10 protein-coding genes are annotated in these 14,399 nt (G+C 66.5%); 5 read left to right on the forward strand and 5 right to left on the reverse strand.

Annotation, left to right across the window (positions count from 1 at the left end; genetic code table 11):
• The first annotated feature begins 54 nt into the window (after window positions 1-54).
• Window positions 55-915, forward strand: a complete 861-nt coding sequence (locus tag LC060_RS08155) for an isocitrate lyase/PEP mutase family protein (protein WP_039391032.1) — start codon at window positions 55-57, stop codon at window positions 913-915.
• Between the two features lie 70 nt (window positions 916-985).
• Here LC060_RS08155 and LC060_RS08160 read toward each other — a convergent pair whose 3' ends face one another.
• Window positions 986-1,717, reverse strand: coding sequence for a cupin domain-containing protein (locus LC060_RS08160; RefSeq protein ID WP_226634374.1), 732 nt, complete (start codon window positions 1,715-1,717; stop codon window positions 986-988).
• 176 nt (window positions 1,718-1,893) lie between these two features.
• Between LC060_RS08160 and LC060_RS08165 the strand changes: the two genes are divergently transcribed.
• The gene (locus LC060_RS08165; RefSeq protein ID WP_226634376.1) at window positions 1,894-2,637 is read left to right on the forward strand and encodes a cupin domain-containing protein; all 744 of its coding nucleotides are present in this window, start codon (window positions 1,894-1,896) and stop codon (window positions 2,635-2,637) included.
• On the forward strand, window positions 2,634-3,941 hold the full coding sequence (locus LC060_RS21025; RefSeq protein ID WP_226634378.1) for an SDR family NAD(P)-dependent oxidoreductase: 1,308 nt from the start codon (window positions 2,634-2,636) through the stop codon (window positions 3,939-3,941). Before LC060_RS08165 ends, LC060_RS21025 begins: the two co-directional genes overlap by 4 nt.
• 115 nt (window positions 3,942-4,056) lie before the next feature.
• Here LC060_RS21025 and LC060_RS08175 read toward each other — a convergent pair whose 3' ends face one another.
• The 4 genes from LC060_RS08175 to LC060_RS08190 form a co-directional block, all read right to left on the reverse strand.
• Window positions 4,057-6,384 (reverse strand): TonB-dependent receptor, encoded by a 2,328-nt coding sequence (locus tag LC060_RS08175; RefSeq protein ID WP_226634380.1) that lies wholly within the window; start codon window positions 6,382-6,384, stop codon window positions 4,057-4,059.
• A 273-nt stretch (window positions 6,385-6,657) separates the two neighbouring features.
• Window positions 6,658-7,224: a cysteine hydrolase family protein gene (locus LC060_RS08180; RefSeq protein WP_226634382.1), complete on the reverse strand. Its 567-nt coding sequence runs from the start codon at window positions 7,222-7,224 to the stop codon at window positions 6,658-6,660.
• 10 nt (window positions 7,225-7,234) lie between these two features.
• The gene (locus LC060_RS08185; RefSeq protein ID WP_226634384.1) at window positions 7,235-9,400 is read right to left on the reverse strand and encodes a TonB-dependent receptor; all 2,166 of its coding nucleotides are present in this window, start codon (window positions 9,398-9,400) and stop codon (window positions 7,235-7,237) included.
• 68 nt (window positions 9,401-9,468) lie between these two features.
• Complete coding sequence (locus LC060_RS08190) at window positions 9,469-11,181, reverse strand: thiamine pyrophosphate-binding protein (RefSeq protein WP_226634385.1); 1,713 nt, start codon at window positions 11,179-11,181, stop codon at window positions 9,469-9,471.
• 199 nt (window positions 11,182-11,380) lie between these two features.
• On the opposite strand from LC060_RS08190, the gene LC060_RS08195 reads away from it, so the two are divergent.
• Window positions 11,381-12,691, forward strand: a complete 1,311-nt coding sequence (locus LC060_RS08195; protein ID WP_226634387.1) for an MFS transporter — start codon at window positions 11,381-11,383, stop codon at window positions 12,689-12,691.
• A 283-nt stretch (window positions 12,692-12,974) separates the two neighbouring features.
• Window positions 12,975-14,357 (forward strand): class II fumarate hydratase, encoded by a 1,383-nt coding sequence (fumC, locus tag LC060_RS08200; protein ID WP_226634389.1) that lies wholly within the window; start codon window positions 12,975-12,977, stop codon window positions 14,355-14,357.
• Window positions 14,358-14,399 lie beyond the last annotated feature (42 nt).

A 14,399-nucleotide genomic window follows, 5' to 3' on the forward strand; every position in this document is an offset into this window, starting at 1 on the left:
TCGCGCCGTGCCCTTGCGTCGTGTCCGGGCAGAGCGAAGATAAAGGAAGACACGATGCAGGACACCCGCCTCTACGACATGGTCAAGTCCGGCCAGTTCGTCACGGCCCCCGGCATTCAGGACATGATCACCGCGGTCATCGCGCGCAAGGTCGGCTTTGATGCCGTCTACGGCAGTGGCTACTGGCTGACCGCCAGCGGCCTGGGCCTGCCCGATGCGGGCATCGCCTCGGTCACGCAGATGGTCGACCGCATGGAAAAGCTGGTCGAGAGCGCCAAGACCCCGGTCATTGCCGATGCCGACACCGGCTTTGGTGGCCTGCTCAACGTGCACCACACCGTCCTTGCCTATGAGAAGGCGGGCGTTGCCGCGATGCAGATCGAGGACCAGGAATTCCCCAAGAAGTGCGGCCACACGCCCTTCAAGCGCGTGATCCCGGTCGAGGACATGGTCGAGAAGATCAAGGTCGCCTGCGACGCACGCAAGGATGAAAAGTTCCTCATCATCGCGCGCACCGACGTAATGCAGAGCGGCGGCTACAACGCCGTGGAAGACCGCATGGGCGCCTTCGCCGAAGCGGGCGCGGACATCCTCTTCCCCGAGGCGCTGACCAACACCGACGACATGCGTCGCATCTGCCAGACCATCGACACGCCGATGCTTGCCAACATGGCCGATGGCGGCCTCACCCCGATCCGTCCGGTCAGCGAGCTGGAGGAACTCGGCTTCAAGATGGCGATCTTCCCGGCCATGACTTCGCTGGTCGCCGCGCGCGCGGTCGAGGTTTCGCTGCAGCGTCTCAAGGAGACCGGCACCAGCCTCGAAGGCCCTGAACTCTTCGACTTCAAGGAATTCTGCGAGCTGATCGGCTTCGACAAGGTCTGGGAATTCGAACGCAAGTGGGCGAAGGACTAAGCCTTAGCCCATAGCTGCGGACGATGTCCGAACACGAAACGCCCCGGCCATCCCGCCGGGGCGTTTTCGTTTAAGCCAGATGCAGGTCCCAAGGGCCGTCGTGCCATTCCAGGAGCATGCAGCCGCCCTCGGTCCGCTCATTGAAGCCGTGGATCGAGCGGGCCGGGTTCCACAGGAACGAACCGGCTTTCATCGGCCGGGTGTCGTCGGGCTGGATATCGCCCTCGATGCAGAAGATCTCCTCCTCCACCGGGTGCCAGTTGCCCCCACCCACGCCGCCAAAGCGCGGCGGCACCTTGAGGAGGCGCGTATCCGCCCCGCTGCGCGGATCGAGCCAGAGGACGCGGCGCTCGAAGCCGTCGAGCCGGCGCCCCTCGATCACGGGCACAAACGGATTGATCGCGCGGCAATCGGCGTGCAGCACTGGCCCGGGCGAGGTACCTTCCACGGGGGTATCGACGATGACGATCCATTCGCTGTCGGCCAGCACCTCGACGTCCAGTGGCCGGTCGCCGGGAAGCACCGCGAAGCCGCAGGGGCCGAGCACCGTTTCACCGATCCGCACCTGCCCCTCGAGCACGAAGAGCTGGGTCAGGGCCCCATCGGCCCGCGCGCTTGTCGCCTGCCAGCCCTTTGCCGGGGTCGCCAGTGCGCTGCGCAAGGCTCCGTCGGCGAGGCGGCGCAGGACCAGGCCCGGCAGCGCCGAACCGTCCCAAGGCGCCAGAGCCTCGGGCACGAGGTCCGCGCGGTGGACGCACTGCGAGATATCGTAGGCGAGTTCGGGGGGGTCTTCAGCGCTCACGGCTCGATCCTTGCACAACCGGATGGGACACGCGAGACTGCGCGCGGCACGGCGCAGGACAAAACCCCTGCTCCGCGGACATCCGCCATGCGGAGGCTCGCCCGCCCCTTGCTGGAGGGCGCGCCGACGATCTGAAACCCTCGCACCTTGAACACGCTTTTCAAAAAGGGACCGTCATGAGGCCACGCGTAGTCGATCTGAGGGTGGACGAACTCGACTGGGAGCCGCTCGGCCCGCCCGGGCTCTATTCCCGCCTGCTCAGCCGCGATCCGGAGACGGGTGCGCGCACCGCGCTCCAGCGCATGGTTCCGGCCGATGGTTACACCGCGCCCGATACCGCCCACTACCACCACACCTATGAAGAACTGCTGGGCGTCTCGGGCCGCTTCAGCTTCGATGGACGCAACTGGGTCGAGGCGGGCGCCTACCTGTTCCATCCGCCGCGCACCGTCCATGGCTTTGCCAGTACCGTGCCCGAGGAATCGACCTTCCTCTCGCGCGTCGGGCGCCAGCTCGACTTCAACTTCGTGCCCGAGCCTGAGCAGGACGACCTTTACCTTGCCGAAGGCGCCCTGCCCCCGCGCGCGCCTGTTGCGCTGGAGAAGGACGCCGCATTGCAAGGGTTTGCGCCCAGCCGGTTCCTCGGGGCAGACGTGGAGGCACGCGTTCTCAGCGTCGATCCCGAGACCGGTGAAGGCAGTGCCTTCGTCCGCCTTCCGGCAGGCTGGCAATCGACAACCACGGCCCTGCCTCACTACCTGGAAATCTTCGCGACTTCGGGGGGCATCGGTGTTGACGGCGCACCAGCCGCGCCCGGCCGCACCTACTTCTTCTACCCGGCCCAGGATCGCATCAACACGCTGGAGGCCGCCGAACCAACGCTGGCCTACGTCAATTTCGGCGGACCGGTGGGCCTGTGAAGAGGGCTCTCATTCTCAACGCGGCGAGCCCGGAAGGCGCCCACGCGGCCACGGCGCTTGCCGACCATGCCCTCACCATCCTCGACACGGGCCTTCCCGACCAGGCGGCCTGGGAGGACTTTGCCGCGAAGGCCGAGGAACAAGGTCTGCGCTTCGACACCATCGTTCATTGCCCGCGCGGCGGGGCAGGCCCGGACAGAGTCGAGGAGGAAATCCTCTCGGCCTGGCTGAGTGCGAAGTTTGCCAACCGGATCTGCGCGTCCGGCGAACCTGCGCTCATCACCCTCCTTCGCCGTGCAGACGGCCCCGCCGCCATCGATACCGATGCGGCCGCAAACGGCATCCGCTACGCTACCTGGTCGGCGATGCTCGATGCCTCCAGGCGCGGTGTCCACTTGCGCTCGAACCGGCTGACCGTTTCGCCGGAGACGGCGCCTGCGCAGGTCGTCGCAGCCCTCAAGATGCTGGCCGATGCGCGCGCCAGCTTCGTTGCCGGCGCCGACATCGCGCTGGAACCCGCACCCGATGCGCAGGCCACGACCTCGCTCGCCGGGAAGGCCATTCTCGTCACCGGGGCGACTTCGGGGATCGGGCGGGCGAGCGCCATCGAGATCGGCCGCCAGGGCGGTTTCGTCTTCGTGGGCGGGCGCAAGCCCGACCTTGCCGAGGAGACACTGGCGCTCGTGCGCGAAGCCGGGGGGGACGGCGCCTTCATCCGCCTCGACGTGACCGACGCCTCGGCCTGGGAGGCCGCCGCCGCGGCCATTCGCGAGACGCAAGGTGCGCTCCACGGCCTCGTCAACAATGCGGGGGAAGCCAAGAACCTGCCCATCGAGGACCTTGACGAGGACGTGCCGCGCTTCCTTGTCCACCTCAACTACGGCGGGTGCCGCAGGGGTATGGATGCCCTGCTCCCCCTTCTGGAGGCAGGCCACGGCGCGGTCGTCAACGTGGCGAGCGTTGCCGGGATGCGCGCCGGGTTCGGGGGATCGGCCTATGGCGCCTCGAAGGCCGCGATGATCGGCCTTAGCCAAAGCTACGACCAGGCCATAGCAGGCCCCCGCAAGGTGCGCGTCAACGCCATCCAGCCCGGCCTTATCTGGAGCGAGAGCGTCACCGATTCCCTGGGCGAGGACGGCGCGCGCCAGTTCCGCACGATGATCGAGGGCAAGACCCCCATCGGGCGCGTGGGCACACCCGACGAGGTCGGGCGCTTCGTCGCCTTCCTCGTCTCCGATGCCGCCGCCGGGATCCACGGGCAGGCACTGCCGGTCTCGGGCGGGCTCGAACTCGTCCACCCCTGAGCGGGTCCACCCTGTCTGCACGAAAAGAGGGGCGCAGCGTCATCAAACGCTGCGCCCCTTCGCACATCCCGATCCGGCCCGGGGAGAGACATGGTCCCGGGCCGGAAAGAGAAGCTCAGAAATTCTTGATGAAGCGGATGCCCCCGGTGCGGCGCGCGGGCGCGGTGATGTATTCGCCGTTCGAGGTGGACGGGTTGAACGAACCCCAGAAGCGGCTGAAGTCCGGCGTCAGATCGTTGAAGATGTTGTTCACGTAGACAAGCGCGGTCCAGCTGCCGCCCTTGAGACCAATCTGCGCGTCGGCGGTGAACTTCTGGTCCAGCTTCACGCGGTTGTCGAAGCGCGCGAAACGCGAACTGCGGTAGTTGCCCGTACCCTCGATGAAGCCATCGAGTTCGCCCGAAAGCGGCGCCTCGATGTGGACCATGCCCGTTGCCGAATGGCGCGGCACGAGGGGGACGCGGTTGCCCCCGAACTGGCGATCCACCCCGGCGGGCGAGGGGAACACGTCGCGCGCGGCGAAGTCCTTGAATGTGGAATCGGTGTAGGCGTAGCTGCCGCTCAGCGTCAGCCAGTGGAACGGGGTTGCGTTGACGCCCAGTTCGGCCCCCTTCACCTCGGCCTTCTTAGCATTGATGATGTAGTTGAGCGTCACCGCCGAGGAATTGGGGCATTCCGGCTCGGGGCCCTGCGCGCTGAGCGAACCATAGCACACCGTCGTCACCTGCAGGTCCGACCAGTCGGAATAGTAGACATCGGCCTCGAAGTTGAGATCGCCATTGAGAAGGCTTCCCTTCACGCCCAGCTCGTACGTCCAGATCGATTCCTGGCCGAAGGGGCGCAGGTCATCGCGCACCTGGCCCGTATTGAAGCCGCCCGGCTTGGAGCCCTTGGCCGCGCTCGCATAGATATTGAGGTCGGGCGAGACCTTCCAGGCTGCGCTCACACGCGGCAGCCAGGCATCGAAGCTGGTCTTGCCCCGGAAGTCGATCTCGTTCGCGCCGGTGAGGAACAGCAGGTTGACCCCGGTCGTCGCGGCGGCCGAGATGACCTCGTGGTTGTAGCGCAGTTCGCCCGTAACCGTCAGCGCGCGGGACAGGTCGAATTCGACCGAGCCGAAACCGGAATAGGTGTTGGTGTTCAGCCGGTTCACGCGGCCCGGAATGTCGGCGCGGGTGCTGGTGATGAAAGGACGCGCGCCCAGGAAGCGCGAATAGTCCACTTCCTCGTAGTTCTCGTCAAAGACGTAGCCGCCCAGCATCGCGCGGATCGGCCCGCCATCGTAGCTGAGGCGCAGGTCCGAGCTGATCTGCTGCAGGTCGTTGTCGAAGTCGAAAATGCCCACGCACACCATCGAGAGGCAGTTGACCAGTCCGCCGCCCAGATCGACGCCCTGCGGCTCGTTCTGCGGCTCCTTGTCGAAGTCGAACTCCAAGCGTCCCTTGGTGCGGTTGTAGCCCGAGAGCGAGTTGAGCACGAAGCCGTTGCCAAAGTCATACTCCAGGTCGAGCACCCCGCGGTAGGTCTCGGAGTTGTTGCCAGCGTAGCGGTGATCCGAGGACATGTTGACCTCGCCGGGATCGAAGGTCTCCTCGCTGATCGTGTTCACGCCGTAGAGCGAGGTATCCCCGCGCTGGATGACGTAGCCCGCGCCGGGCCCGGCGTTGCTGTTGAGATAGCTGCCCCGGATCTTGCCGGTGAAAGCGCCGGTCTCGATCAGCACGGTGCCGCCCACGCCGTAGTTGCGGCTGGCGTCGAGCCCCTGCCCGTTGCCCGGATTTTTGTAGAAACCGGAAAAGTTGCTGTACGTCGCCGAAAGCTTGGCCGCGACGACATCGCCGATGACGGGCCCGGTGACGTGCGCGGTGGCTTCCTGTTGGCCATAGGCGCCCAGGCCGAAGTTGAAGGTGCCGCCCGGCGTGAACTCGGGGTCCTTGCTCACGAAGCTGATAGCGCCTGCAAAGGCGCTGCGCCCGAAGTAGACTGTCTGCGGGCCCTTCACCACCTCGATGCGGGCGATATCCATGAGCGCGGTCGCGTTCTGGTTGCCACCGCCGCCCACGGTCGTGTTGAGCGAAACGCCGGTGGTGTCGATGCCATCGACGATCATGGCAACGTTGGAGCGCCCCTCGATCAGGGCCACGCCGCGAAGGCTGGGGCGGATGTCGGCGGGCGAGGCCCCGGTGTCGAACTGGAGCCCGGGGGTCATCGCCGCCACGCTTGCCATGTCCCGCACGCCCTTACGCGCGATGGTGTCCTGCGAGACGACGTTGATCGCGACCGGAATGTCCTGAAGCGATTCCTCGCGGCGGCGCGCGGTCACCACGATATCTCCGCCCGCCGAGGCGGCTGCCGGGCGCTCCTGCGCCTGCGCGACTGGCGCGAGCAGTGCGGCCGCGGCCATCGAGCCAAGAGAACAGGTCTGGAGAAGCTTGCCGATCATCGTGAGAACCCCCTGGGCTGATTTTCTTGTTGGCAGCAAAGCTAGGTTCCCAGTCGCCAGTCGGACAATTTCGGCGCGTGAAAGCATCCGCATTGCGGATGGAACATCGGGCCAAGGTCGCATCTGACCGTGGTGAAGCGCCACGATCTTGTTCGTATTACGGATATCCGGAGGGTCCTGCCCCGTCGCTTCGACACGAAAAAGGGGCGCGGCCTGCGTTGAAGCTGCGCCCCCTTCTCCTGGTACCAATCAAGCCCTTGCGGGCCAGCAACCTCAGTCCGCGAAGCTGACCTTCGCGGCCTCGGTGATCTCGCAAAGACCGCCGAAGGCCTGGAGTTCAGCCTCGTGCGCCTCAAGCGACCCGGCCGAGCAGGCATCCGCGATGACCTTGACCGAAAGGCCACGATCATGCGCCTCGCGCACGGTCGAGCTGACCGCCAGCGTGGTCGACAGGCCGGTCACGTAAAGCTCGGTCACGCCGTGCTTTTCCAGTTCATCATCGAGGATCGTCTTCCAGAACGGGCTGATCTGGTGCTTGAGGATGATCGCCTCGCCCTCGGCCGGGGTAAGCGCGGGCACGAAGTCGACACCCGGCGTACCCAGCTGGAGCGCGCCCGAACCCTTGAAGTTGGCGAAGAGCGGCGAACGCTCGGGCGCCTCGGGCAGGTCGGGGGCGCTGAACGCGACCCTGACGTGCCCAACCGCGACACCGGCCTTGCGCGCCTTCTCCAGAACGCTGGCCGCATTGGCCACCACGTTGCGGCGGGCCAGCTCACCGGCCATCGGGTCATGGCTGGTCAGGTCGTTGATGAAGTCGATCAGAATCAGATATTTGCTCACGTGGACGTCCTTAATAGCTGAACCTCACCGAAACCTTCCAGGTCCGCGGATCGCCGGGGCTGCGGATGCCGTAGGCGCCCAGCACGTTGCCGTAGACGTAGTAGTCTTCCTTGAGGAGGTTGGCGACCGAGAAGCGCAACTCGATATCGCTGTCAACCGGCGGTGCCCAGCCGAGGTAGGCGTTCACGAGTTCATAGTCGGGCATATAGGTGATCGGCGCGTTGGTGCCGCCAAGGTACTTGCCGCCCATATAGGAATAGTCGGCCCCGACCAGAAGGTCGCCCAGCTTCTCGTCGGGCACCCGGCCCGAGAAGCCTGCACTGCCCTGCCAGTGCGGCACGTTGGGCAGGCGCGTCGCGCCCGACGACGCAGCCGAACTCGCGGGATCGATGTCGCGGTACGTGTCGTCGTTGTAGGAGCCCGAGGCAAACAGGTTCCAGCCCGGCAGCGGCGAATAGGAGAATTCACCCTCGATGCCCTGCACCCGCGCCGTGCCCGCGTTCTGCGTCAGGGAGGAGCCCGCCACGATCACATTGGTCTGGATATCGCTGAAATCGTTGCGGTAGGCGGCGAGGTTGAGGTGTCCGCGCCCATCCAGGAACGAGGTCTTGAGACCCACTTCGTAAGCCCACACGGTCTGCGGGTCGAAGCCGTTCTCGTAGTTGGTCGGATTGGCGAGCGCGAGGTAGTTGAACCCGCCCGCCTGGAAGCCGCGCGAGACGCTGGCATAGGCGAGGATATCCGGGGTCGCCTGCCAGTCGAGGCCGAACTTGGGCGTCCAGGACTTGGCCTTGCGGGTCGCGTCGATGGCGCCGTAGGTCCGGTCCTCGGGCACGGTCGTCAGGTTGTTCTGCTGGTATCCCTCGACCGACTTGGTCTCGTGCGTATAGCGCAGGCCCGCCGTCGCCGAGAGCGTGGGCGTCAGGTCATAGGTCAGCTGGCCATAGGCGGCGTAGCTGGTGGTCTTCATGTCGACCAGCTGGGGCATCAGCTGATAGAGGTTCAGGAGATAGTCGCTCCGCCCCTGATGGCCCTTCTCGCGGAAGTAGTAGAGCCCGGCGATGTAGTGCAGCGTGTCGCCCATCGCATCGCCCAGGATCTGCAGTTCCTGCGAGATCTGGGTGCGCCCGGCTTCCGATTCCAGCCGGTCGAAGCCCAGCGCATAGGGGCCATCGACGGTGTTCGTAGGCTGCCCGGCGGTGGTGTCGGCCAGGAAGTCCTGCTCGTTGCGCACGACGCCGGTGATCGACTTGATCGTCGCCCCACCCACATCGTAGCTCAGCGTGAGATCGCCGCCATAGGTCTCGACATCGCCGTAGCCATCGAGCGGACCGACATACGTGTAGGGATCGGAGGCCGCAGGCTCGAGCGTCACCGGGTCGGTGGCAAGGCCGACCGATCCATCGTTCTTCGCGCGCGAATAGAAGGCCGAGGCGTTGAGCCCGAAGGGCCCGCCCCCCGTATAGGCCAGCGCCACGCGCCCGCCATACTCGGTCGCCTTGCCATAGTCATCGCGATCCAGCGCCGGGGCGCTGAAATAACCATCACGGTCGTAGAAGTTGCCGCTGGCAAGCACGGCCCAGTCGTCCGACAGCGCGGTCGAGACCGTGCCCTTGAGGCGCACCATGTCGTAGGCGCCCGCTTCGGCCTGGAGCGAGCCGAACGTGGTGCCGTCCGGCTTCTTGGTCACGTACTTGATCGCGCCCGTCAGCGTGTTGCGGCCATAGAGCGTGCCCTGGGGGCCGCGCAGGACCTCGATGCGCTCCAGGTCGGCCAGATCCAGGTTCGCGCCCGTCAAGCTCGCGAAGTAGAGATCGTCGATATAGAGGCCGACTGCGGATTCGTAGCCTACCCAGGTGCCCGCGTTCTGCCCGGCGCCGCGCATGAAGATGGTGAGCGTGGTGGGATCGACGGTGCCCTGCGTCACGCTGAGGCTGGGCGTCACGCGCTGCAGGTCGGCCGTGCGCTGGATCTGGAGATCCTGTAGCGCCTGTTCGCCAAGCGCCGTCACCGAGATCGGCGTTTCCTGGAGCGAGCTTTCGCGGCGCTGGGCCGTGACCACGATGTCATTGCCATACGCGCTCGTTTCAGCCGGCGCGGCCTGTTCCTGTGCCAGCGCGGGCGATGCGGCCAGCATCGCCGTTCCGGCCAGCAGCCATCTGGAAGCCTTGGTCATGTCTTTCTTCCCCGAAGTTATTATCTTGATAGTGGTGCTGAAAGTGGGGTCCTCAGTGCCCCGGCCACTCAATGACCAGGAATGTCCTCGAACAGGACCATCCCCAGCAGTGGTTCGGTCTTGCGGATGCGCCCGCCTTCCGGATCGACGCGCACGTCGATGAGGCTTGGGCCCATGCGCGCCAGCGCCGCGGCGAGCGCGGCATCGAGCTCACCCTTCGTCTCCACGCGTTCTCCATGTCCGCCGAAGGCGCGCGCAATCGCGGCGTAGTCGGACTGGCCAAGGTCGGTGTTGATCGCGCGCCCATAGGCCAGCTTCTGGCCGTGGTATTCGGTGCCCCACTTGCCGTCGTTCGAGACAAGGACGAGGAGCGGCAGACCCGAGCGCGCCGCGGTGTCCAGTTCGGCCAGGAAGAAGCCCAGCGACCCATCGCCTGTCACAAGCGCGACGGGCACCGGATCGCGCGCTTCGCGGCGCGCGGCTTCGGCCTCGGCCGCCGCCATGCCGATAGCCAGCGGAAAGGCCGCTCCCATCGCGCCGAAGGGCAGCAGGTCGGCGTAGGAACGCGGGGTGTGGACCCGCATGCAGGCGTGGGTGAAGTTCATTGAATCCGCGCCATCGCAGACCAGTATCCGCTCGCGCGGCAGGGCTCGGTCGAGCGCGGCGCCGATGGAAGCGGGATGGAGGTCCTCGCCATAGTCGGCGAGCAGGCCCTCCACGCACGTGGCGCGGGGCTCCAGGGCCTGCGCGATCCAGGCCGGATCGCGGCGGAAATCCTGCGCCTGCAATCTTTCGCCAAGCGCTGTCAGCGTGCGCGCCGGATCGGCAAGTACGGCGAGTTCGACAGGGACATTGCGCCCGATGGCCTCGGCGCTGGTGTCGAGGTGGATGAAGCGGGCCTCGGGTGCGAAGCGCGGCGCCAGACCATAGCCGAACCACATGTTCATCCGCGCACCGACCACCAGCACCAGGTCCGCCTCGCACGCCGCGCGCTGCGCGTAGGGCCAGGGATAGCCGGTGGGCGCAACCTCAGGAACTAGCCCGCGCCCAAGGCCATTGCCCAGGACCGGCACACCCATGCCCGCCAGCTCCTGCAAGGCCTCCCCGCAAGGCGAAAGGGCCGCCCGGTTGTCCGTCACGATGATCGGACGGCGCGCCTCGGCCAGCATCTGCGCCATCGCTGCGACCTGTTCGTCCTGCGCGCCGGGCAGCGTAGGCACCATGACCGGCGCGCGCGGCGCGCTCGTGGTCTCACGGGTCAGGAAATCGAGCGGCAGCACGAGCAGGGCCGGGCCGGGCACGCCTTCATTGGCCGCCTTCATCGCCGCGTGGAAATACTCGCCCAGCCGGTCGGGTGAGGGTACCGTGCGGCTGAACTTGAGATAAGGTGCAGTCATCTCGTGACGGTCGACGGCATAAGGCACGGAGGGTTCGACCCAGCTGTCGGGAAAGCGCGTCGCAATCACGACCAGCGGGCTTTCGGCCTGCGCGGCGGTCATCAGCGCGGTCATCGCGTTGGCCAGCCCCTGCTCGGCGACGATCAACGCAACGCCGGTGCGCCCGGAGCGGCGGGCATAGCCATCGGCTCCGCCCACGGTCCCGCTTTCGTGGCGTCCACCGACAATGGAAACGCCCCGTTCCTCAAGCGCGAACAGAAGCGGAGCATGAGTCGCCCCGGCAAGGGCAAACACCGTTTCGGTGCCGGATTCGCAGATACCCTGGGCCAGGTATTGGGCGCAGGTCTGGTCCGTTTGGGGTGTGGAGGAGAGGTCCTTGGTCATGCTTCCATGAGACCGCAAAGCCCGGGAATGATCGAACCTCGGACAGACCTTTGTTCGGATCGCGGATGTTTTGCCCGGTCAGGCTCGTCCCGCAGGGTGGCTCAGGTAGCCTCCCTGACTGCCGAACGGTGGCCTCGCCACCTCTGCCCCCCGGGGAGACACCCCGCTCACACACGGCCGACAAGGGTGAAGTTGAACGATGAATAGTGCGGAACACCAAAGCTCCGACGCACAGCCAGGCAGCCTCGCCGAATTCCGCGCAGGGTGGCGCCCTCTGGTCGCCTGCGCCTTTGGCCTGGGCCTGGGCCTCTCCCCCATCGCGCCCTACACCTCGGGCATCATGGCGACCGCGCTCGAAGGTGAATTCGGGTGGTCGCGCGCCGACATCCTGGGCACGCTCATGCTCGCGCCCATCGCGCTCGTCTTCCTGGGCGCCTATGTCGGGCGCCTGGTTGATAGGCTGGGGCCGCGCAAGGTCGCGCTCGTCTCCACGGCAGGCCTCGGCCTCGCGCAGCTGCTCATCGCGCTCATCGGCGGCCAGCTCCTGACGTTCTATGCCGCCTGGGCGGTGCTCGCCGTCATTTCGCTGGGCACCCTGCCGATGACCTACGCCAAGGTCATCAACGCCTGGTTCACCCAGTCGCGTGGCCTGGCGCTGGGCCTTGCGCTCGCCTCGACCGGCGCCACGGGTGCGGCGATCCCCTTCCTCCTCAACGCCGCACTCGAGGCTCTCGGCTGGCGCGGGGGGTACGTGCTCCTGGCCGCCCTGCCGCTGGTGATCGCACTGCCGGTCCTCTTTGCCTGGCTGCGCCTGCCCGAAGCGCGGGCCCGCACCGCCAGCGAAGCCCTTCCCCAGACCGGCATTCCCGTTCGCCAGGCTCTGCGCGGCTATCGCTTCTGGGTTCTGGCTGTCGGCTCGATGGCCCTTGCCTTCGGCGTCAGCGGCCTTCTGCCCAATCTCTTCCCGCTGCTGCTCGACCGCGGCGTGGACAATTCCACCGCCGCTTCCGCCCTTGCCGCGCTGGCGATCAGCGTGACGGCGGGCCGCATTCTCTCGGGCTTCCTGCTCGACCGGATCTGGGCGCCGCTGGTCTGCGCCCTGCTCGTCATCCCGGCGACCTTCGCGCTCGTCCTGCTGGCCAATCCAGGACTTACCGTGCCGGTCATGGTCGCCTCGGTCGTCACGCTGGGCCTGGTGGCCGGTGCCGAGTTCGATCTCGTCGCCTACATGACCGCCCGCTATTTCGGCCAGAAGCACTTCAGCGAGCTCTACGGCATCCAGTACGCCGCCTTCGGGCTTGGCGCGGGCTTCGCGCCCGCCTTCTACGGCGCAATGTACGACCGGTTTGGCAGCTACCAGCCCGAGATCATCCTCTCGATCGCGCTGCTCCTGTTCTCGGTCGCGATCACCTTCGCGCTCGGCCGCTACCCGACCTCGTTCAGCTCGGCTCCCGAGGCTGCGCAGTCCCAAGCCTCGGCCCACCCGGCGGGAGAACCCCGGACAGCCTGAGCCGCTTCGCCCCGCCTCGGATGCACCCCGAGTGCCTGTCCGATTAAGGGTTAGCGCGGATTTTTGTTCGCTGTGCGGATTTTTTGGAGCGCTATACTGGTTAGCGATCACACCCGCCGGTAGGCCACCATCAGTTTCTGAAATTCCCTCAGACTCTGACGACCTTTTCAGCCCCTGCAGCGCCTTTGCGCCGCGGGGGCTTTTTTTGGCCCCCGTGCAATCGCGCCAAGGCTCCCTACCTTGAGGGAACCCCACCCGCGCCACCACCAAGGAGCCTATCCCCATGAAAACCCGCATGGAAAGCGACAGCCTCGGCGAAATCGCCGTGCCGCAGGACGCCTACTGGGGCGCCCAGACCCAGCGCAGCATTGCCAATTTCCCCTTTGGCGAAACCGAGCGCATGCCCATCGCGATCGTCCACGCCATGGCGCTGGTCAAGCAGGCTGCCGCCCGGGTCAACCGCCGCCATGGCCTCGACGACGCCCTCGCCGAGGCCATCGAACAGGCCGCCACCGAGGTTGTCGCGGGCAAGCTCGACGACCAGTTCCCCCTCGTCATCTGGCAGACGGGCAGCGGCACCCAGACCAACATGAACGTCAACGAGGTGATCGCGGGCCGCGCCAACGAAATCCTGACCGGCACGCGCGGGGGCAAGAGCCCGGTCCACCCCAACGACCACGTCAACAAGGGGCAGTCCTCGAACGACAGCTTCCCCACCGCCATGCATGTCGCCGCCGCACGCGCCGCACACGACACGCTGATCCCCGCGCTCGAGACACTGGAGGGAGCCCTCCTCGCCAAGGCGGAGCGCTGGTCGGATATCGTCAAGATCGGCCGCACCCACCTCCAGGACGCGACGCCGGTCACGCTGGGCCAGGAATTTTCCGGCTACTATACCCAGCTGCGCCTAGCCCGCACCCGCACCCTGCCGATGATCGAGCACGGGCTGTGCCGCCTCGCCATCGGCGGCACTGCGGTCGGCACCGGCCTCAACGCACCCGAAGGCTTTGGCAAGGACGTTGCCGCCGAGCTTGCAGAGCTGACCGGCCTTCCCTTCCACGCCGCGCCCAACCCATTCGAGGCGCTGGCGAGCCACGACACCCTCGTCGAGTTTTCAGGCCGCCTCAACACGCTCGCCGTCGCGCTTACCAAGATCGCCAACGATATCCGCTGGCTGGGCTCGGGCCCGCGTTCGGGGCTGGGCGAGATCGAACTGCCCGCCAACGAGCCGGGCAGCTCGATCATGCCCGGCAAGGTCAATCCCACCCAATGCGAGATGCTGACGATGGTCGCCGCGCAGGTCATCGGCAACCACCAGGCGATTACCGTCGGCGGTCTGCAGGGCGCGTTCGAACTCAATGTCTTCAAGCCCATGATCGGGGCGGCGGTGATGCGCTCGCTCCACCTGCTGAGCGTGGGCATGGAAAGCTTCACCACCCGCTGCGTGGAGGGTATCGAGCCCAACCGCGAACGTATCGCCGAACTGGTCTCCAACTCGCTCATGCTGGTGACCGCGCTGGCGCCCGAGATCGGCTATGACAAGGCCGCCAAGATCGCCAAGCACGCGCACGAACAGGGCCTCACCCTGCGCGCCGCCGCGCTCGAACTCGATCTTGTGGATGCCGAAACATTCGACCGCGTGGTGCGCCCCGAAACGATGGTCTGATCCGGCTGCATTCCCTCTCGCCTTGAGGCGCCCTTCGGGGCT

Source organism: Novosphingobium profundi, assembly GCF_020524485.1.
In the GTDB taxonomy this organism is placed as follows: domain Bacteria; phylum Pseudomonadota; class Alphaproteobacteria; order Sphingomonadales; family Sphingomonadaceae; genus Novosphingobium; species Novosphingobium profundi_A.